This is a genomic window from Leisingera sp. ABM4_103 (assembly GCF_056158685.1).
The window spans coordinates 100,233-119,324 of record NZ_JBSWTU010000005.1 but is presented as its reverse complement, the minus strand read 5'-3'; the positions used below and the strand labels follow the sequence as shown (position 1 = coordinate 119,324).

At 63.7% G+C, this 19,092-nt stretch carries 23 protein-coding genes and 3 tRNA genes; 13 read left to right on the top strand and 13 right to left on the bottom strand.

What is annotated here, in order from left to right; translation table 11 throughout:
• Positions 1–117: 117 nt before the first annotated feature.
• The 6 genes from ACXAED_RS02215 (at position 118) to ACXAED_RS02190 (ending at position 6,912) form a co-directional block, all read left to right on the top strand.
• Entirely contained in the window at positions 118–1,086 is a 969-nt protein-coding gene (locus tag ACXAED_RS02215; RefSeq protein WP_475046553.1) for an ABC transporter substrate-binding protein, read from the top strand.
• A gap of 394 nt (positions 1,087–1,480) precedes the next feature.
• The gene (locus tag ACXAED_RS02210; protein WP_475046551.1) at positions 1,481–2,446 is read left to right on the top strand and encodes an ABC transporter substrate-binding protein; all 966 of its coding nucleotides are present in this window, start codon (positions 1,481–1,483) and stop codon (positions 2,444–2,446) included.
• 10 nt (positions 2,447–2,456) lie between these two features.
• Complete coding sequence (locus ACXAED_RS02205) at positions 2,457–3,509, top strand: quaternary amine ABC transporter ATP-binding protein (protein ID WP_475046549.1); 1,053 nt, start codon at positions 2,457–2,459, stop codon at positions 3,507–3,509.
• A complete protein-coding gene (locus ACXAED_RS02200) occupies positions 3,509–5,545 on the top strand; it encodes an ABC transporter permease (protein WP_475046548.1) in 2,037 nt (678 codons plus the stop codon). Before ACXAED_RS02205 ends, ACXAED_RS02200 begins: the two co-directional genes overlap by 1 nt.
• A gap of 123 nt (positions 5,546–5,668) precedes the next feature.
• Positions 5,669–6,331 (top strand): NnrU family protein, encoded by a 663-nt coding sequence (locus ACXAED_RS02195; RefSeq protein ID WP_475046547.1) that lies wholly within the window; start codon positions 5,669–5,671, stop codon positions 6,329–6,331.
• Between the two features lie 62 nt (positions 6,332–6,393).
• The gene (locus tag ACXAED_RS02190) at positions 6,394–6,912 is read left to right on the top strand and encodes a DUF2478 domain-containing protein (RefSeq protein ID WP_475052983.1); all 519 of its coding nucleotides are present in this window, start codon (positions 6,394–6,396) and stop codon (positions 6,910–6,912) included.
• A 132-nt stretch (positions 6,913–7,044) separates the two neighbouring features.
• Here the strand turns inward: ACXAED_RS02190 and ACXAED_RS02185 are convergent.
• Positions 7,045–7,128: transfer RNA gene (locus ACXAED_RS02185), tRNA-Tyr, on the bottom strand.
• Positions 7,129–7,248: 120 nt separating this feature from the next.
• On the opposite strand from ACXAED_RS02185, the gene rlmB reads away from it, so the two are divergent.
• From rlmB to ACXAED_RS02170, 3 genes are all read left to right on the top strand, one after another.
• A complete protein-coding gene (gene rlmB / locus ACXAED_RS02180) occupies positions 7,249–8,025 on the top strand; it encodes a 23S rRNA (guanosine(2251)-2'-O)-methyltransferase RlmB (RefSeq protein ID WP_475046545.1) in 777 nt (258 codons plus the stop codon).
• Positions 8,026–8,123: 98 nt separating this feature from the next.
• Positions 8,124–8,585: a YHS domain-containing (seleno)protein gene (locus ACXAED_RS02175; RefSeq protein WP_475046544.1), complete on the top strand. Its 462-nt coding sequence runs from the start codon at positions 8,124–8,126 to the stop codon at positions 8,583–8,585.
• 205 nt (positions 8,586–8,790) lie between these two features.
• Positions 8,791–9,261, top strand: coding sequence for a CoA-binding protein (locus tag ACXAED_RS02170; protein WP_475046542.1), 471 nt, complete (start codon positions 8,791–8,793; stop codon positions 9,259–9,261).
• Positions 9,262–9,489: 228 nt separating this feature from the next.
• On the opposite strand, the gene ACXAED_RS02165 is transcribed toward ACXAED_RS02170, so the two are convergent.
• The 3 genes from ACXAED_RS02165 to ACXAED_RS02155 form a co-directional block, all read right to left on the bottom strand.
• On the bottom strand, positions 9,490–9,807 hold the full coding sequence (locus tag ACXAED_RS02165) for a phosphoribosyl-ATP diphosphatase (protein ID WP_475046541.1): 318 nt from the start codon (positions 9,805–9,807) through the stop codon (positions 9,490–9,492).
• A 418-nt stretch (positions 9,808–10,225) separates the two neighbouring features.
• Complete coding sequence (gene hisF / locus ACXAED_RS02160) at positions 10,226–10,987, bottom strand: imidazole glycerol phosphate synthase subunit HisF (protein WP_421054587.1); 762 nt, start codon at positions 10,985–10,987, stop codon at positions 10,226–10,228.
• Positions 10,988–11,127: 140 nt separating this feature from the next.
• A complete protein-coding gene (locus ACXAED_RS02155; RefSeq protein WP_475046539.1) occupies positions 11,128–11,457 on the bottom strand; it encodes a hypothetical protein in 330 nt (109 codons plus the stop codon).
• Between the two features lie 148 nt (positions 11,458–11,605).
• On the opposite strand from ACXAED_RS02155, the gene ACXAED_RS02150 reads away from it, so the two are divergent.
• Positions 11,606–12,052, top strand: a complete 447-nt coding sequence (locus ACXAED_RS02150) for a DUF302 domain-containing protein (protein ID WP_421054588.1) — start codon at positions 11,606–11,608, stop codon at positions 12,050–12,052.
• A gap of 31 nt (positions 12,053–12,083) precedes the next feature.
• On the opposite strand, the gene ACXAED_RS02145 is transcribed toward ACXAED_RS02150, so the two are convergent.
• Together ACXAED_RS02145 and hisA are read right to left on the bottom strand one after the other, a co-directional pair.
• On the bottom strand, positions 12,084–12,374 hold the full coding sequence (locus ACXAED_RS02145) for a hypothetical protein (RefSeq protein ID WP_475046538.1): 291 nt from the start codon (positions 12,372–12,374) through the stop codon (positions 12,084–12,086).
• A gap of 37 nt (positions 12,375–12,411) precedes the next feature.
• A complete protein-coding gene (gene hisA, locus ACXAED_RS02140; protein WP_421054590.1) occupies positions 12,412–13,134 on the bottom strand; it encodes a 1-(5-phosphoribosyl)-5-[(5-phosphoribosylamino)methylideneamino]imidazole-4-carboxamide isomerase in 723 nt (240 codons plus the stop codon).
• Between the two features lie 134 nt (positions 13,135–13,268).
• Between hisA and ACXAED_RS02135 the strand changes: the two genes are divergently transcribed.
• The gene (locus tag ACXAED_RS02135; protein WP_475046536.1) at positions 13,269–13,655 is read left to right on the top strand and encodes a DUF2147 domain-containing protein; all 387 of its coding nucleotides are present in this window, start codon (positions 13,269–13,271) and stop codon (positions 13,653–13,655) included.
• 13 nt (positions 13,656–13,668) lie between these two features.
• Here ACXAED_RS02135 and ACXAED_RS02130 read toward each other — a convergent pair whose 3' ends face one another.
• Positions 13,669–13,920, bottom strand: a complete 252-nt coding sequence (locus ACXAED_RS02130) for a WGR domain-containing protein (protein WP_058284404.1) — start codon at positions 13,918–13,920, stop codon at positions 13,669–13,671.
• Between the two features lie 108 nt (positions 13,921–14,028).
• Positions 14,029–14,565: a peroxiredoxin-like family protein gene (locus ACXAED_RS02125; RefSeq protein WP_475046535.1), complete on the bottom strand. Its 537-nt coding sequence runs from the start codon at positions 14,563–14,565 to the stop codon at positions 14,029–14,031.
• Between the two features lie 106 nt (positions 14,566–14,671).
• Here ACXAED_RS02125 and ACXAED_RS02120 point away from each other — a divergent pair, with 106 nt between their 5' ends.
• A complete protein-coding gene (locus ACXAED_RS02120; protein ID WP_475046534.1) occupies positions 14,672–15,403 on the top strand; it encodes an AraC family transcriptional regulator in 732 nt (243 codons plus the stop codon).
• Positions 15,404–15,469: 66 nt separating this feature from the next.
• On the opposite strand, the gene hisH is transcribed toward ACXAED_RS02120, so the two are convergent.
• Together hisH and hisB are read right to left on the bottom strand one after the other, a co-directional pair.
• Positions 15,470–16,108: an imidazole glycerol phosphate synthase subunit HisH gene (gene hisH / locus ACXAED_RS02115; protein WP_475046532.1), complete on the bottom strand. Its 639-nt coding sequence runs from the start codon at positions 16,106–16,108 to the stop codon at positions 15,470–15,472.
• A 1-nt stretch (position 16,109) separates the two neighbouring features.
• Positions 16,110–16,697: an imidazoleglycerol-phosphate dehydratase HisB gene (gene hisB, locus ACXAED_RS02110; RefSeq protein WP_027236985.1), complete on the bottom strand. Its 588-nt coding sequence runs from the start codon at positions 16,695–16,697 to the stop codon at positions 16,110–16,112.
• 203 nt (positions 16,698–16,900) lie between these two features.
• On the opposite strand from hisB, the gene ACXAED_RS02105 reads away from it, so the two are divergent.
• Positions 16,901–17,140, top strand: a complete 240-nt coding sequence (locus ACXAED_RS02105) for an Lrp/AsnC family transcriptional regulator (protein ID WP_027236986.1) — start codon at positions 16,901–16,903, stop codon at positions 17,138–17,140.
• Between the two features lie 75 nt (positions 17,141–17,215).
• Here ACXAED_RS02105 and ACXAED_RS02100 read toward each other — a convergent pair whose 3' ends face one another.
• From ACXAED_RS02100 to ACXAED_RS02090, 3 genes are all read right to left on the bottom strand, one after another.
• Positions 17,216–18,568, bottom strand: coding sequence for an aminotransferase (locus tag ACXAED_RS02100; RefSeq protein ID WP_475046530.1), 1,353 nt, complete (start codon positions 18,566–18,568; stop codon positions 17,216–17,218).
• Between the two features lie 164 nt (positions 18,569–18,732).
• Positions 18,733–18,807: transfer RNA gene (locus ACXAED_RS02095), tRNA-Gly, on the bottom strand.
• Between the two features lie 144 nt (positions 18,808–18,951).
• Positions 18,952–19,026, bottom strand: a tRNA-Gly gene (locus ACXAED_RS02090).
• Positions 19,027–19,092: the final 66 nt, after the last annotated feature.

Below are 19,092 nucleotides of genomic sequence, written 5' to 3'. Positions count from 1 at the left end.
GGCGCCGCCGTTTCCGCGTGGCGTTAATCTTTGTCAATGTCCCGCTGCTATGCCGGTTCCGGAGCTGCGCCTGAGAGCGCGGCACGTGGGTAGACCGGCAGTACGGGAGTGATGCCAATGAAAGTCAAAGCGTTTGCGGCAGCGCTGGCGGCGCTGGCGGTTTCGGGGGCCGTCGAAGCAGCCGATATGGGGGATGCGGAGACGCCGATCCGCCTGTCGCTGAACAACTGGACCGGCCAGCGCCTGTCGACCTATGTTGCGGGCGGCATGCTGCAAGAGGCGGGTTATACCGTCGAGTATGTCGAGGCGGATCAGAGCGCCTTGTACGAGCAGATTGCCACTGGCGAACTTCATGCCATGGTGGAGATCTGGACCAGCAGCGACCCTGACGAATACACCGCCGCGCGGGACGCGGGCCGGTTGGAAGAATTGGGCGATCTGGGGCTGGATGCGCGCAATGGCGTGGTCTTCCCGCCCTATGTGGCGCAGATGTGCCCGGGCTTGCCCAACTGGGAGGCGCTGCGCGACTGTGCGGGGATCTTCTCCAAGGATGGCAAGGGCAACCGCGGTATCTATCTGGCCTATCCGGAATCCTGGGGCTCCCCCGGGGCGGACCGGATCCGGGCGCTGGACCTGCCGTTTGATGTGGTCGCGGCCGAGTCCGAGGCCGCGATGATCGAGGAATTCCAGCAGGCCTACAAAGAAAAGCGTCCGGTGATCGCTACTTTCTGGGCGCCGCATTGGGCGATGTCTTCTTACGCGCTGCAATTCGTGCGCCTGCCCAAGCCTGAACCGGCCTGCTACACTGATCCGTCCTGGGGGCCGAACCCCAAGGCCACCGGTGATTGCGATTTCTACCGCGGCGGCGTGGTCAAGGCGAGCTGGTCCGGCTTCAAGGAACGCTGGCCCGCAGCCCATGAGATCCTCAAGAACTATGAGCTGAGCATCTGGGACCAGCAGCCGCTGATCGGGCTGGTGGACGTGCGCGGTGAAACCGTGGCGGGGGCCGCCCGGGGCTGGCTGGCGGTGAACCGCGCCAAGTGGATGCCGGTTGTTGAGGAGGCCACCGGCAAGGGCCGCTCCTGAGCTTTGCGCTTTTAGGATCGTTTTCAGCGCTCCCGCCGGTGCGGGGGCGCTTTTTGCTGTCTGCAGACGGCTTGATGGCGGAGCCGGGCCTGCGGTAAGCAGCTTTGGCACAGCGGAGGCGGCGGCCCGGGGTGATTCCGGATCTTGTCCGTTTGCACAAAAACTTGAACCGTCAATCAGAATTTTTTACGTTTTGCGCCGCATTTGCTCGACAAAGTGCCGCAATATGTTCCAATACTTGCATTATCCCCGGCCACACTTGGGTCATGGGCACACGCTGACAGCAACAAGACCGGCCGTAAGGCCAGGCAGGTGCCGCGAACCGCCGGGTTCCAAAAGATGCGCCACAGCCGGAAAACGGCGGCGCAAAAGGATAATGACAGGGAGTATTGAGATGAATTTCAAAGGATATGCGCTGGCACTGGGCGCAGCCTCGATGACCGTGGCTGCCGGTATCGCCTCGGCGGCGGAGCTGGGCGACACCAGCAAGCCGATCAAGCTGGCGGTGAATGAATGGACCGGCCAGCATGTGACCACCCATATCGCCGGTGAGATGCTCAAGGCGGCGGGCTATGATGTGGAGTATGTCTCGGCCGGCATGATGAACCAGTTCCAGGCGATTGCCGACGGCGACATCCACGCAACGCTGGAAATCTGGTCCTCCAACGTCTCCGACGAATACGCCAAGAAGATCGAAGAGGGCACCGTCGTCGAACTGGGCGACCTGGAGCTGAACGCCCGCGAAGGCATCGCCTACCCGGCGCATGTGGCAGATATCTGCCCCGGTCTGCCCGCATGGGAAGCGCTGAAGGACTGCGCAATGCAGTTTGCCACCGCCGAAACCCTGCCCGAAGGCCGTCTGGTCGACTACCCCGCCGACTGGGGCACGCCGGGTGCGGACCGGATGACCGGTCTGGGGCTGCCGTTCAAGGCGGTGCCCGCAGGCTCCGAGGCCGCACTGATCGTCGAGCTGCGCGCCGCGACCGAGCGCAAGACACCACTGCTTATCACCTTCTGGCAGCCGCATTGGGCGATGTCGGCCTATGACGTGAAATTCGTCGACCTGCCGCCGGGTGAGGACGCCTGCTTCAGCGATCCGGCCTGGGGTCCGAACCCGGATGCGGTGAACGACTGCGACTTCTCACCCTCGCGGATCTTCAAGGCCGCCTGGTCCGGCACCGAAGAAACCTGGCCCGCGGCCTTTGAAATCCTGTCGAACTACACCCTGGCCGTGGAAGACCAGCAGCCGATGATGGGCGCGGTCGATGTGGACGGCGGCAAGGTCGAAGAGGTGGTCGCCGAATGGATGGCCGCCAATGAGGACAAGTGGCGCCCGGTTGTCGACGCTGCCATCAATTGAGCCAAACCCAGTGAGCGGCTCTGAAACGCCCGCCATCACCTGCCGGAATGTCTGGCAGGTGTTTGGCAACAACGCAGACAGCGCCTTGAAGGAGGCGCTGTCGCGGAACGAAACACCCGAAGCGGCGGCACAGGAACTGCGCGGCAAGGGACTGATCCCGGCGGTGCAGGACGCCTCCTTTGACGTGAAGGAGGGGGAGCTTTTTGTGATCATGGGGCTGTCGGGGTCCGGCAAGTCCACCCTGATCCGCTGCATCTCGCACCTTTTGCACGCCACCGGCGGCGAGATCCGCATCGACGGCGAGAACATCGTCGAAGCCAGCCCCAAGCGGCTGATCGAGCTGCGGCGCAAGAAGCTGGGCATGGTGTTCCAGCACTTCGGCCTGTTCCCGCATATGACCGTGGCGGAGAACGTCGCCTACCCGCTGCGGGTGCAGGGGGTGAAGAAGAAAAAGCGGCTGGCCAAGGCGCAGGAAGTGATCGAACTCGTCGGCCTCGGCGGGCGGGAAAAGAACTATCCGCGCGAGTTGTCCGGCGGCCAGCGCCAGCGCGTCGGCATTGCCCGCTCGCTGGTGGCCGATTGCTCGGTCTGGTTCCTGGATGAGCCGTTCTCGGCGCTGGACCCGCTGATCCGGCGGCAGCTGCAGGATGAGTTTCTGGAGATTCAGGCCAAGCTGAAGACCACCATTGTTTTCATCACCCACGACATCAACGAGGCGCTCAAGCTCGCCGACCGCATCGCCATCATGCGCGACGGCAAGGTTGTGCAGATCGGCACGCCTGCCGATATCGTGCTGCGCCCGGCCGATGATTACGTGCGCGAGTTTTCCAAAGACGTCGCCAAGGGCCGCCATGCCCGTGTCGCCTCGGTCATGCAGCCGGGCGAGCATCACGTCTATGGTGCCGACGATCCCGGCCTGCGCCAGGACATGACGCTGGACGCGGCGCTGGCGCGCTGCATGGAGCTGTACGAGCCCGTGCCGGTGCGCACGCCCGAGGGCAAGCTGGTCGGCGTGGTGAACCCGGCGGATCTGGCCGCAGCGCTGCAGGTGGAGCAGGGGTGATGGCTGGTCTTTCGAAAGGCTCTATTGCGGCGCTGATTGCGGCGGCGGTGGGGGCGCTGTGCCTGCTGCTGGAAAGCAGCCTGCCGTGGCTGGTGAAATTCCCCGCCGGCTGGGTGCTGCCCGCAACCGACTGGGTGGGGGCCGCCATGGAGTGGTTCCTGGCGCTGATCAAACCCGCGGCCCGCAGCTTCTCGGCGCTGATGTTCTATCCTATGGAAGCCGCCAACTACGTGCTGAGCCACACGCCCTGGCCGCTGGTCATCTGTGCCACCACGGCGCTGGCCTGGATTCTGGGCGGGGTGCGGATGGCGCTGATGGCAGTTGTGGGCCTCGGCTTTGTGCTGGCCTCAGGCTACTGGCCCGAAAGCATGAACACTCTGGCGCTGGTCGCTGTCTCGGTGCCTTTGGCGCTGATCATCGGCGGCGGAATCGGTATCCTTGCCAATGAATACCCCAAGATCCGCCAGCCGGTGCAGGCGGTGCTGGACATCATGCAGACGGTGCCGACTTTTGCCTATCTGACCCCCTTGCTCGTGCTGTTCGGCTTTGGCCCCGTGGTGGGCCTCATCGCCTCTGCCATCTACGCAGCGCCGCCGATGGCGCGCAACATGCTGCTGGGCCTCGAACGTGTGGAGCCGGAGATCAAGGAAGCCGCCATCATGTCCGGCGGCACCCGCCTACAGCAGCTGTTCCAGTGCGAGATCCCCTCTGCCGGGCAGCAAATCATGGTGGGTGTCAACCAATGCCTGATGGCGGCGCTGTCGATGGTGATCATCGCGGCCGTGATCGGCGGCTTTGACGACATCGGCTGGGAGGTGCTGCTGACCATGCGCAAGGCGCAGTTCGGCCAGAGCCTCTTGGCGGGCCTGGTGATCGTGATCTTTGCGATCCTGATCGACCGGATGAGCGGCACCCTGACCCAGGACCGGCGTGCGCAACACGATCCGCGCGTTGCCTGGGGCATCCTGGCGCTGGGCGTGGTGGTGAGCGCGGCGTTCTGGGGCAGCGTTCAGCAGCCCGGCACCTATGCGCTGTTCAATCCGGTGGCGGACAGCGTCGACCGCGGGCTGTCGGCCTTTACCAGCGCCAATGCGGAATTCCTTACGGCGCTCAAGAACAATGTGCTGTTTTACGTGCTTTTGCCATTGCGGATCGGATTGGACCAGGCGGTGCTGCCCTTCACCTGGGGCTTTGCCTGGACCCCGGCGATGAGCCTGGCGCTGTTTGCAGCCGGTGCCGCCGCTGCCGTCGTGTTTGCCCTGCGCGGCCAGCTGGCGCTGGGCGTGATGCTGCTGATCGCGGCCGGGATGCTGGAGACCGGCATCTCGCAGCTGCCCTGGCCGTTTGTTCTGGCGGGGGCAGGCGCGCTGGCATGGGTTGCCGGCGGGCGCGGGCTGGCAATCCTGACGGTGGTGCTGCTGTGTACTATCCTGGTCTCCGGACTGTGGGAGCGCGCGCTGCTGTCCCTCTACCTCTCCGGGGCTGCGGTCTTTGCCTGCGCAGTGGTGGGCGGCGCTATCGGTCTGGCGTCGGCGGTGTCGCCCGGTGTCTGGCGGGTGGTGCGACCGGTCTGCGACATGCTGCAGACGATTCCGCTGTTCGTGTTCCTGATCCCGGTGCTGATGGTGTTCCAGATCGGCGAGTTCTCCGCCTTCCTGGCGATCATCGCCTATGCCATCGTGCCGATGATCCGTTACACAAGGCACGGGCTGGTCTCCACGCCTGACGAGATGATCGAAGCGGCCACAGCGTCCGGTGCCACAAAATGGCAGATGCTCAAGGACATCCGCGCGCCCTATGCGGCACCGTCGATCCTGTTGGGGCTAAACCAGACCATTCTCTATGCCTTTGCGATGCTGGTCATTGCGGCGCTGATCGGCACCACCGGCCTCGGCCAGTCGATCTACCTGGCGCTGGGGCAGGCGGATGTGGGGCTGGGCATTTCCGCCGGTGCGGCGATGGCGATCCTCGCCCTGATCGCCGACCGCATGGTGCAGGGCTTTGCCGAGGAGCGGCGCAAAGCCTTGGGGCTTTGACCGCCGCAACAACAAAGAGAAAGGGCGCCCTAGCGGCGCCCTTTTTTGATCTGGGGCAACGTTATAGACTGCCAGCCCGCCTATAGCTGCACACAAGACTGATCTATATCCGGAGAGACCCCGATGGGCTGGCTTGAATTCACCGCCGCGCTGCTCTTGTTTCTGGCCAGCCACGCGATCCCCGTGCGCCCGCCGGTGCGGCCATGGCTGGTCAGCCGTTTGGGTCTGCGCGGATACATCATTGCCTACAGTGTGCTGTCGCTGGCAATCCTGGCGTGGCTGGTGGTGGCTTCCGCCCGCGCGCCCTACGTGGGCGTGCTGCCCTACTGGGAGGGTTTCCGCTGGGTGCCGCTTCTGGTGATGCCGCTGGCCTGCCTACTGGCGGTTGCGGGGATGATGCGGGAGAATCCGTTCAGCTTTGGCGGGCTTGGCATCAAGCCCTTTGACCCGGCAGACCCCGGCATTCTGGCCGTCAGCCGCCACCCGCTGCTGGCGGCGATGGCGCTCTGGGCTGGGGCGCATCTGCTGGCCAATGGCGACCTGGCGCATGTGATCCTGTTCGGCCTGTTCGCAGGCTTCGCCTGGATGGGCATGGCGCTGATCGACAAGCGTAAGCAGCGCCAGATGGGGCAGGGCGAATGGCGCCGCCTCAGCCGCAATACCGCGCGGCTGAACCTTGCCCGTCTGCGCCCCACTGCTAGTGAGGCCGGGCTGGCGGCGGCGGTGTTCCTGGCGCTCTTGATCCTGCACGCGCCGGTCATCGGCTACAGCCCGCTGCCCTGGTAGGGGTTGACCTCGGACGCCGCATGACCACCTATGAAATCAGACGACACTGGAGAGACCGACACATGCACCTGGCCTATGTGATGACCGAAGAGCGCGGCGCCACCGACCGCCTGCTGAGCGAACTGGCCGAACGGCTGCAGGCCAAGGGCCTCCGCCTGGCGGGGATCGTGCAGACCAATGTGGAATGCTACGACAAAGAGCTCTGCGACATGGATGTGCGGGTGCTGCCCGCGGGTGAAACCATCCGCATTTCGCAGTCCCTGGGCGCGGGCGCCCGCGGCTGCCGCCTGAACCCCGAGGCGCTGGAACAGGCGGTGGGGCAGGTCTCTGCATCGCTGCAATCCGGCGAGGCGCCGCAGCTGATGATCGTCAACAAATTCGGCAAGCACGAGGCCGACGGCCGCGGCATGCGCCCCATCATAGGCGAGGCGCTGGCGCTGGGCATCCCGGTGATTTCCGGCGTCAACAAGATGAACGTAGAGCCGTTCCAGGCCTTCGCCGGCGGCATGGCAGTCGAGGCGGGCCCGGATCTGGACGCGTTGGTCGAATGGGCGGAGCAGGCCGTGGCCGAAACTGCCTGACCCCGGCGATTTTCTTTTGAAATCAATCGAAAGGCCCGCGAACTTCACGCGGGCTTTTGCTGCGTAGGGCAGCGTGCGGCCCGTTCAGCCTTGTTGCTGAACCACCATCGTCCGTCCTGTTAAGAGGGAAAATGGTGGGCGACCCTGGAATTGAACCAGGCGTGCGTCTCCGCGAGGGAGTTACAGTCCCCTGCCACACCTTGCGGCCTGTCGCCCACTGTCAGTTGCTTGTTGCACCTGATGTGGAGGCGTGATTACAAGCAGGCCAAAGGGGCGTCAACAGGAAAATCGCAAGTTTTTCGCGCGCCCCGCAAATTCTTTCTGCCGGAGAGCAAAATGTCCAAGAAACCCAAGTGGGTCGTCGAAAAAGAGCAGGCCAAGCGGGCGGCCGCAGCGGAAACCGTGTGGCTGTTCGGGCTGCATGCGGTGCGCGATGCGCTGCTCAATCCCAAGCGCGAAAAACTGCGCCTGATGGTGACGATGAATGCGCAGGCGAAGCTGGCGGATGCCATCGAAGAATCCGGTGTCGAGGCCGAGGTCATTGACCCGCGCAAGTTCAACCCGCCAATTGATCCGCAGTCGGTGCATCAGGGCGCGGCGCTGGAAGTGAAGCCGCTGAACTGGGGCGGGCTCGCCGAAAACTGCATCGGCCGCGAGGCGCCGCGGGTACTGCTGCTGGACCGGGTCACCGATCCGCATAACGTCGGCGCGATCCTGCGCTCGGCGGAGGTGCTGGGCGCCAGTGCGGTGATCGGCACCCGCCACCATTCGGCCCCGGAAACCGGGGCGCTGGCCAAGACCGCGAGCGGCGCGCTTGAGCGCCAGCCGTACCTGCGGATGCGCAACCTGGCCGACACCATCACCGAGCTGCAGCAGATGGGCTTTACCGTGCTGGGCCTGGACGGCGAGGCAGAGCAGACCGTAGAAGCCGCGCTGGAGGGGAAAAAGGATCAGCCGGTGGCGCTGGTGCTGGGGGCGGAAGGCCCCGGGCTGCGGCAAAAGACCAAGGAGACTGTCGACCAGCTGGTCAGGATTGATGCTGCTGGCGGCTTCGGCTCTCTCAATGTCTCCAACGCGGCTGCAATTGCGCTATATGCCTCTATCGCACGCTAGGCGGAGGCGACCCGTAACGGGGTAATCACATCTGCGTATGCTCCCTTTGCAAGGGCAGGGCGCTGCGGCAGAGTCAGTGAACTGCTGCAAAAACGTGAATGGAGAATAACGTGGCCCTGCGCCTGATTTCGATGGCTGTTGCGGTTCTGTTGCTGGCGCTGCCCGGTCCGGCCCGGGCGGATGCGGCCATGTTCTCCTCCCGTTCGGGGGTCGCTATCGGCGGCTATGACCCGGTGGCGTTCTTTGTGCATGGGGCCGCTGAACGCGGACGGCGCGGCCATGCGGTGATCTGGAAGGGGGTCGTTTGGCGGTTTGCCTCGGCCAGCAACCAGGCCCGGTTCGAGGCAAACCCGCGCGCCTATGCGCCCGCCTTTGGCGGCTATTGCGCCTTTGCGATGTCGCAGGGGGTGCTTGCGGATGGCAACCCGCAGCTTTGGGCGATCGTGGATGGCGAGCTGTTTCTGCTCAACAACCCGGAGGCACAGGGTGTCTGGGTTACCCGCCGCGGCGAGCTGATCACCCAGGCGCGGCTGCACTGGCCGGTGATTTTCCGCAAATAGCTCGTCACCTCACGATTTCGCGAGGAGGGCTTTTATTTTACAGACTGTGACCCATATTCAATACAGACTGCGGAGTGGAACCACCGCAGATCTTTTTCACTGTCCCTCGTTCCATACCTTGCGCCCGGTTCGTCCGGGCGCATTTTTGTTCGCGTACGGCGAATCCGGCTTTGCGGCGCTGTGCGGCAAGGCTAGGGTGCGCGGCATGACTGATTACAGTGATGAGCATCTGAAAAAGGTTCTGCAGCGCACCAAGGTGGTTGCGGTGGTCGGCGTCTCGATGAACCCGGTGCGGCCGAGTTACTATGTGGCACGCTACCTGGGCCTGAAGGGCTACCGGGTGATCCCGGTGAACCCGGGCCATGCCGGCAAGCCGCTGTTTGGCGAAACGGTGCGGGCGAGCCTTTCGGATATTGAGGCGCCGGTGGATATGGTCGACATCTTCCGCCGGTCTGAGGCGGTGCCGCCGATTGTGGACGAGGCGCTGGAGGCGTTTCCCGGGCTGAAGACCGTGTGGATGCAAATCGGGGTCGAGCACGCAGAGGCCGCTGCCAAGGCCGAGGCGCGCGGCGTCACCGTAATCCAGAACCGCTGTCCCAAGATCGAATACCAGCGGCTGTTCGGCGAGTTGCGTATGGGTGGCTTTGCCACCGGGATCATTTCCTCGAAGCTGTGACGTCTGCGGCCGGGCAGGGCGCTCCCGCCCGTTCCCGCCGTCCTGCCGGACGGCCTCCACGGTTGGGCCCGGCGCCGCTGCGCGGCGCTGATTTTATGCTGAGAAGCCCTTGAGGGGCAGGAGTGCCCTCAAGGGCCTTACCGAGTGTGTTTGAGAGTGCGCGTCAAGGGCGAGCCGCGCTGGCGCGCGGAGGCTGCGCCTCCCTTGACCCGCCGCCCGGCCCGGGTGTCAGCCCTTGGGGCGGCTGGCCTTCTCGGCAATGCCGCTGAGGCCCTGGCGTTCCGCCAGCACCTGCAGCACATCGTCCAGCGCCACATCGCGGGCGGCCAGCATCACCAGGAAATGATAGAGCACGTCGGCCCCTTCGGACGCGAGCCCGGCCTTGTCGTCCTTCACCGCCTCGATGATGGCCTCAATGGCTTCCTCGCCGAATTTCTCGGCGCATTTCTCCGGCCCCTTGGCCAGCAGCTTGGCGGTCCAGCTGGAGTCCGGGTCTGCGCCCTTGCGGGACAGGATGGTGGCTTCGAGATCGTGCAGCAGGCTCATCTGACAACTTTCTCCAGTCGTTTGTCTTTCATGAGCACAGCGTCGACGCAGGCCCAGAGTTCAGGCGCATATGAGGAGTTCAGGACGTCGTTACGATCCAGGGGAACAAAGCGATCAATCGTCTCGCGGTGTTCTGGATCCCAATCGAGGAGAGAGCACCCGGGTTCGGGCTCATATACAACCGATACACGGGTTGCCCAGCGTGTCTCTTGCGCGGCTCCTTCCCGCCAGTCTCCAGCATAAATTGTCACAAGCAGCGGCTGATCTGAATGTGCTTCGGACCAGCGGGCGGAGTACCAGGACAGATATTCGCCCTGCACCTCGATTTCGCCGCTGATCTGGATTGTCGTCTCGCCACAGCAAGCGCAAGGAGTGTGTGTTGTATCACGCTCTAAGATATCCAGACTTTGCCAATCCACTAGTTCAGCCGCATCGGGATGCCGGCGGCGGCCATGTGTTCCTTGGCTTCCTGGATGGTGTATTCGCCGAAGTGGAAGATCGAGGCCGCGAGCACCGCGCTGGCGCCGCCCTTGGTCACGCCCTCCACCAGGTGATCGAGGTTGCCGACGCCGCCGGAGGCAATCACCGGCACGTCCACCGCGTCCGAAATGGCCTTGGTCAGCGGCAGGTTGAAACCCGATTTAGTGCCGTCGCGGTCCATCGAGGTGAGCAGGATTTCCCCCGCGCCCTTGGCTGTCACCAGCTTGGCAAACTCCACCGCGTCGATGCCGGTCGGTTTGCGGCCGCCGTGGGTGAAGATCTCCCAGCGGCCCGGCTCCACCGTCTTGGCGTCGATGGCGCAGACGATGCACTGGCTGCCGAACTGATCCGCGGCCTCGGCGATCACATCCGGGTTGGCCACCGCGGCCGAGTTGAAGGAGACCTTGTCGGCACCCGCCAGCAGCAGAGCCCGCACATCTTCCTTGGTCCGCACCCCGCCGCCCACGGTCAGCGGCACAAAGCACTGCTCGGCTGTGCGCTGCACCACGTCGAACATGGTGCCGCGGTTTTCATGGGTCGCGTGGATGTCGAGGAAACAGATCTCATCCGCGCCGGCCGCATCGTAGGCCTTGGCCGATTCCACCGGATCGCCCGCATCGCGCAGGCCGACAAAGTTGACACCCTTGACCACGCGCCCGTCGGCGACGTCGAGACAGGGAATGATGCGGGTCTTCAGCATGTTGCCGTGCCTTTCAAACTGCTTGGCCCCGTGGGTACGCAATGCCCGCGGCAAGCGCAACAGATATGGCGGCTGCTGCGCGTTTTGGTCCAGGCGTACAGTACTTTATCCCTTGCACGAAGACATGCTCGCAACCGCCGTTAATCCGGTTGCTGCGATCCCCTGTGTTTACGAATGGCCAGGAACAAAGCCAGCCCCAGGAAGCCCGGCGTGACGAATGGCAGTAGAAGCATGTTCATGATAAAGGGCCAGGCCAGAAAATTGCCGACGGGTTCCAAAACTTCAGGGCTGCAGTTCGACCAGCCAACCTTTATGTGGTTGCCGCCGCACCCATTGATAACTGCCTTGTTGACCAGCACCAGAAGCCCCATCAGTAGCGGAGCAAGGGCGATGGTTTTGGCTTTTCTTGGTGCTGCAAAAAAGACTGCAGCGGCCGCAGAAAAGGGAAGTGATGTGAAAAGGAAATCCAACAAGTGTCGAACTGAAACCTCAACTGTGTGCCTGGGCCTATTATGGAGCAGGCGGATAAAGAGTAAATGTGTGCCGGAAACGTGAATTGATCGTGGTGCTCTGCTAGGTTGAGATCGCCATATAGTCTGACAGTTTGGAGCTGATGTTATGACCAAGACCTTTTTCCTAGCCGGAGCCATCGCCCTCGCCGCCGCACTGCCTGCGGCCGCGGAACTGGTGACCGTGCAGAGCCAGAAATCCGTTGGTGAAACCATGGACGCGCTGCAGGCCGCGGTTGAGGGCGCGGGCGCCACCGTCTTTGCCCGGGTGGACCATGCGGCAGGCGCGCAGAACGCAGCGCTGGAGCTGAGCCCGTCCCAGCTCCTGATATTCGGCAACCCCAAGCTGGGCACTCCGGCGATGCAGGCCGACATGCGGGCAGGGCTCTATCTGCCGCTCAAGGTGCTGGCTTTTGAGGACGCGGACGGCCAGGTCTGGCTTACCTATGAGGACCCGGCAGAGATGCTGTCGGGCCTCGAAATCCCGGCAGATGCAGCGTTCATTGGCAAGATGCAGGGAGCCTTGGACAAGCTGACGTCCAAGGCAGCGCAATAACCGCGGAAACCGCCCGCGGGCTGCCCGTGCCTTAGCGGCGCGGGCGGGACCGGTGGCGGTCAATCACGATCGCAATGGCCCACAACAGCCCTGCGCCCATCGTGACCGGGCCAAAGATCAGCGGCCCCCAGGCGGCCAGGACACCCGCAGTATAGGCGGTCTCGCTCAGGTCATGGCCCAGCACCACGCAGGGGTTGGCGAAGCCTTCGTGGATTTCGCAATCAAAGCCGAACCCCAGCAGCATCACGAAGGCAATGCACAGCAGCCACAGGGCAATCGGCCCTATGGTCAGCGTCGCTAGGATTCGGCGGACAAGGCGCATGAGGTTTCCCTTCGCCGGATCAGACCGGGGCGGGGCGTCAGGCCTTCAGAACCGCCAGCGCCTCTTTCAGGTCGATGGCGCCATCATAGAGCGCCCGGCCCGAAATCGCACCATTGAGCGGCGCACCGCAGGATTTCAGCGCCCGCAGGTCCTCCAGCGAGGACACGCCGCCGGACGCGATCACCGGGATGCTGACCGCATTGGCCAGATCGGCAGTCGCCTCGACATTCGGGCCTTTCATTGCGCCGTCGCGCAGGATGTCGGTATAGATGATCGCGGCAACGCCCGCGTCCTCAAACGACTTGGCGAGGTCGGTGACCATGACATCGGTCTCCTCGGCCCAGCCCTTGGTGGCAACCTTGCCGTTGCGGGCGTCGATGCCGACGGCCACCTTGCCGGGGAATTCCCGTGCCGCTTCGCGCACAAGGTCCGGGTTTTCCACCGCCACGGTGCCCAGGATGACCCGCGCCAGTCCCTTATCAATCCAGCGCTCGATTGTCGCCATGTCGCGGATGCCGCCGCCCAGCTGCGCGGGCACCTTTGTCTGCTTCAGAATTTCCTCGACCGGAGCCGCGTTCACCGGCTCGCCGGCAAAGGCGCCATTGAGGTCCACCAGATGCAGCCACTCGCAGCCCGCCTCGACAAACTCCAGCGCCTGGGCGGCGGGGTTGTCGTTGAACACGGTGGTCTTGTCCATCTCGCCATGCAGCAGGCGCACGGCCTGGCCGTCTTTGAGGTCAATCGCGGGGTAGAGGATCATCCGGGCGGTCCTTCGTGAAATCAAGCTGGCGGTGTTTTGCACAACGCGAGGGCAGATTGCAACGCGACCCGAAGTCAACCTTGCCAGAAGCGGCGCATCAGGGACAGGCTGCCTGAAAACAGGGAGGAAATGGAATGAAACATCTACTGGCAGGCATGGCTTTGGCCTTGGGGCTGGCAGGCGCCGCATCGGCGGATCCGGTTCTGGGCGTCTGGAAGACCCAGCCCGACGACGGCTCCTATGCCCATGTCCAGATGGCCAAATGCGGTGCTGCCGTCTGCGGCAAGATCGCCCGCACCTTCAACAGCGAGGGGGAGTATAAGTCCCCGAACCTCGGCAAGACGCTGGTGATCGACATGATGCCCAACGGCGACGGCTCCTACGAGGGAAAGGTCTGGCGGCCGTCCAACAACAAGGTCTACATCGGCAAGATGGATCTGGCAGGCAGCTCCTTGGCCTTGCGCGGCTGCGTGGCGGGCGGGCTGATCTGCTCGAAACAGACCTGGACCCGGATCAAGTAAGTCCGGCGGGGCTTTACAGCAGCCCCAGCTGCACCGGGATCGGCGCATAACCGCGTTTCAGCTGCCGGTCCCGGAAGCCTTCGAAAATCGCTAGCGCCTCGGCATGGCCTGCAAAATAGGTCCGCTTCTGCGCACCGCCCGGAGCGTTCAGCGGCCCCGAGACACGCTCAACACACCAGTCGCCGAACAGCGTCGGCGTCAGGCTCAGCAAGCAATAGCGGTGCTTGCCGTCGGCGTGGTCGTATTTCTCGAAACGGATGTGCAATGGGGGCTGCCGCAGTGACAAAAGGTCCGCCCCGTATGCATCGAAGCGGACCCCTTGTCTATTGTTCAATCCGGCGAATTGCACCGGCCCCTGCGGCAGCTGTGACGCTTAGACCTCACCAGTGTATTCGCCGCGCGCCGGGTAGTTGTTGGGGATCGCAAAATCCAGCGCCGCCACCAGCTCCGCGAAATGCGGGCGCACAAACGGCATGGTCTGGACCGAGCCATAGTACAGCGTCTGCTCCGGCGTCACCATGAACAGGCCGGGCTCGGAGAACAGCTCCGGCTCCTCGATCCCGATCGAGGTCTTGCCGCGCGAGGTGGAGATATAAAGCCCCCACTCCTTGGCCACGGACAGCGGCAGATCATAGCCGAACCGCAGTTCCTTCGCCTCGATCTTGTCCGCCATCGCGCGGGTGCGCTCCTCGCCGTCGGAGCTGATCGCGATGCACTCGACGCCGCGCTCTGCAAAGGCCGCAACCTTTTTCTCGAATTCCTTCAGGTAGGTCGCGCAGATCGGGCAGTGCAGGCCGCGGTAAAAGCAAATCACGGTGCCGCGCTCGGCGTTTTCCGCCGAAAGGTCAAACTGGCCGTGGTCCAGCGTCGGCAGGGTCAGGTCCGGGGTCTTCTGGCGGGGGATCAGCATAGTGACGCTCCATTTGTGTGATGTGAGTGGTGGTGGTGCTTGCCCAAAGGTATCGCGCAGTTTACTGTCGCATAAATCCGAAAAACCTGACGGGAACCCCGGAATTATGGATCGCCTGACCACATTGATGGACCGCTTTCAGCTGGCCGTGCAGGCGGCCGGACCGGGGGAGGCCAATCTGGCAGCGCTGGCGGACAGCACCGGCGCGCCGGTGCGCATTCTCTACTGCACCAAAGGGGCGATGCAGGGGCTGGATCCGGCCACGGTCATGTGGTCCGCGCGGGTGGAGTGGTCGGGGCAGAGCAACCCGTTTCTGGCCGCCTTGCCGCAGCTGGTGGACTACGGCATCGCCGGCAATGCCGAAGCCCAGGGGCTGGTGCGGCTCATGCAGGAGGAAGCCGAGGGCCAGCACTGCGGCGCGCAGTCGGTGATCAACCGGCTGGGCGAGGTGCTAATGGTGCGCCTGTTGCGTAATCAGATCCAGAAGGGGGCGACAGAGCCGGGTCTTCTGGCGGGCCTCGCCGATCCGCGCCTCAGCCGGGCCATCGTCGCGATGCATGATCACCCCGGCAGGCTCTGGACCAATGCCGATCTGGCGCAGGAGGCGGGATTGTCGCTGTCACGCTTTGCCGAGCTGTTCGCTGCAGAAGTGGGCGAAACCCCGATGGGCTACCTGCGCCGCTGGCGGCTGATCCTGGCGCATCAGGATCTCGCGCGCGGCGACAGGGTGGAGGCGGTGGCCCGCCGCTATGCCTACACCAGCCCCGAAGGCTTCACGCGTGCTTTCCGCAAGGCCTACGGCGTGGCGCCGGTTTCGCTGAGGACGGCTGCCGCCTGAGCGCCGCGGCTTTCATCTTTCCCCAAATACTCCCGCCGGAGGCAACGGCGCGTCAGCGCCGTCCCCTTATGGTTTCCAGGTCAGGAAGTTTCCGATCATCCGCAGCCCGGTGGCCTGGCTTTTCTCCGGATGAAACTGCATGCCCACCATCGTGTCCCGGCCAATGACTGCGGTCACGTCGCCGGCATAATCCACATGCGCCAGCCGTTCCGCCGGATTGGCCACGCGGAAGTGGTAGGAGTGCACGAAATACACGTGATCGCCGCTCTGAATGCCGTCAAATACCGGGTGCGCGTGGTCGATCACCAGATCGTTCCAGCCCATGTGCGGCACCTTCAGCGCCGGGTCTGCCGGCGTGATCTTCACGACATCGCCGCCGACCCACCCCAAACCCGGAGTGTCCTGATACTCGTGCCCGGTGGTCGCCATCAGCTGCATGCCGACGCAGATGCCCAGGAACGGACGGCCTTTCTGCTCCACCGCCTCAACCATCGCGTCATAGATGCCCTTGTGGCCGCGCAGTTCCGCCGCACAGGCGGGGAAGGCGCCGTCGCCGGGCAGCACCAGCCGGTCGGCCCGCGCAACCACATCGGCGTCGGAGGTCACCACGACCTCGCCCGCATCCATCTCCCGCGCCATGCGCTGAAAGGCTTTCTCGGCGGAGTGCAGGTTTCCGGATTCGTAATCGATGATCGCGGTCAGCATGTCAGAGTGCACCCTTGGTGGAGGGAATTGCATCGGCCTTGCGCGGGTCGGTCTCCACCGCCAGACGCAGCGCGCGGGCGACAGCCTTGAACGCCGCCTCGGCAATGTGGTGGCTGTTGAACCCGTGCAGCTGGTCGATGTGCAGGGTGATGCCGCCGTGGGTGCTCAGGGCTTGGAAGAACTCGCGCACCAGCTCGGTGTCGAACGCGCCGATCTTCTGGGTGGGCAGCTCAACGTTCCAGATCAGGAACGGGCGCGCCGACAGGTCCAGCGCGCAGCGCACCTGTGCGTCATCCATCGGCAGGTGGCACTCGCCATAGCGGCGGATGCCCTTCTTGTCCCCCAGCGCCTGCACCAGCGCCTGACCCAGCGCGATGCCGGTGTCCTCCACCGTGTGGTGGTCGTCGATGTGGTAATCGCCCTTGGCCCGGATGGTCATGTCGATCAGCGAATGGCGCGCCAGCTGGTCCAGCATGTGGTCGAAAAAGCCGACGCCGGTCTGGTTGTCGTAAACCCCGGTGCCGTCGAGATTGATTTCGACCGAGATATCGGTTTCCGCGGTCTTGCGGGTCACTTTGGCGGTACGCATCAGCGGCTTTTCCTTCGTCATGCTGCAAGAACTTTGGTTCTGCCCCGGCGCTTATAGGGCGGGCAGGGGGGCTGGCTCAAGTGCGGCATTGTGCAAGCAGGGCAATCTGTTGCAGCAGTCCCGGTCCCATCCCGGTCTCTTGCGCCCGGATGCGGCGCGTGCGAGCTTGGGCGCAAATTCCTGATCAGCCATGAGGGCCTCCCATGTCTACCTGCGTCTTTGTCCAGATCCGCTGCAAGCCCGGCACCACCTACAAGGTGGCCGAAGAGATTGCGCTGCGGGAAATCCACTCCGAACTCTACTCCACCAGCGGCAATTTCGACCTGCTGATGAAGCTCTACATCCCCAGCGGCGAGGATGTGGGCAAATACATCAACGACCAGCTGCTGCAGATCGAAGGGATTGAGCGGTCGCTGACCACGATGACCTACAAGGTGTTCTGAGGCCACTGGCAGCCAAGAGGCAGACAGCAAAACGCCCCGCAGTGCGGGGCGTTTTTCCTTCCCAGTACAGGCTGGTCAGGCAGCAATCAGACCCTTGTCCTGCAATTCTGCATAAGCCGTATCTACCGCGGTCTTCATCCGGGCCAGCATGTCGTCCACTTCTGCCTTGGTGATGATCAGCGGCGGGCACAGCGCCAGCGCATTGCCGGCGACTGCCCGCAGGATCAGGCCGTTGTCCTGGCAGGCCTTCTGCGCGGCAGCACCTGCGGCCCCCTTGTCAAAGCTCGCGCCGGTGGTCTTGTTCGACACCAGCTCCAGCGCCGCGATAAGACCCTTGCCGCGGACCTCGCCCACCAGCGGATGGCTGCTGAACACCTCACGAAGCTGCGCCTGCATGTAGGCCCCCACTTCGGCGGCGTGCTCGAACAGGTTGTCGCGCTCGTAGATCTCCAGCGTCTTCAGCGCTGCGGCGCAGGCCGCCGGGTGGCCGGAGTAGGTGTAGCCGTGGCCGAACACGCCGACTTCATTGGTCTGCGCGATCATCGCCTCATACATCCAGCCGGGGATCACAGAGGCCGAGATCGGGAAATAGGCCGAGCTCAGCTGCTTGGCAAAGGTCATCAGGTCCGGCTTGATGCCCATGGTGGTGCAGCCAAAGTCAGCACCGGTGCGCCCGAAGCCGCAGATCACCTCATCGGCCCAGACCAGGATGCCATGCTTGCGCAAGAGCGCCTGCAGCTTCTCATAGTACCCTTCCGGCGGCACGATCACGCCCGACGCGCCGGTGATCGGCTCGACGATCATCGCGGCGATGGTGTCGGGGTCTTCGGCCAGAATCTGCTCTTCCAGATTGCTGATGATCCGGTCGACGAACTGCTCTTCGGTCTCGTTGCCCTGGCGGCCGGTGTAATAATGCGGCGCGTCGGAGCGCAGGATATGCAGCGCCTCCAGCGGTGCGTCGAAATGCGCCAGGTTCGCGGGCAGGGAGGTCAGCGAACCGGCCGCCACGGTCACCCCGTGATAGCCGCGCTCGCGGGTGATGATCTTGCGCTTCTCCGGCTTGCCGATGGCATTGAAGTAATAGCGCAGCATCTTGTAGTGGGTGTCGTTGGCGTCCGAGCCGGAGTTGCCGAAAAAGATATAGGCGTCCTCCACCGGCACCATCGCCTTGAGCTTCTCCGCCAGCTTCATGATCGGCTCATGCGTCTTGCCGCCGAAGGTGTGCGAGAACGGCAGCTTGTGAAGCTGCTCGGTGATTGCATCCATCACCTCGGTGTTGCTGTAGCCCAGCGAGGTGCACCACAGGCCCGCCAGGCCTTCGATGTATTTGTTGCCGTCCGTGTCATAGACATAGATGCCTTCGCCGCGGTCCAGGCACAGCTGCTCGGTTGCGGTGAAATTGGTGGTGGGATAGATGACAGGGGCCATGTCCAAACTCCTACAATGACCTGCCGCAGGGGCTGTTTTGCAGTAGCTTTGGCGTGTTTTGCGGCGCGCGTCAAAGGGAATTTGATCAAATTTCAGGGTGCGTCCAAACCCGGTGCCGGAAAAAGCGAAAGGCCGCCCCGAAGGGCGGCCTGTTCGTTTCCCGATGGAGCGGGCGATGAGATTCGAACTCACGACCCTTACCTTGGCAAGGTAATGCTCTACCCCTGAGCTACGCCCGCGCTGCCATCCGGTGAGGCGGTGAATAGGAAATCCGGCAGGAGGCTGCAAGCGGAAAGTGACAGTCTGATGAAGAAAATGCCGCTGGTGCCGCGGGGCGGAAAAGCGAAAGGCCGCCCCGAGGGACGGCCTTTTCGGCTTTCGAATGGAGCGGGCGATGAGATTCGAACTCACGACCCTTACCTTGGCAAGGTAATGCTCTACCCCTGAGCTACGCCCGCGCTGCCATTCGGTGAGGCGGTGTTTAGGGTTTTCCCAAACGCGCCGCAAGAGGAAATTTTCAGAAC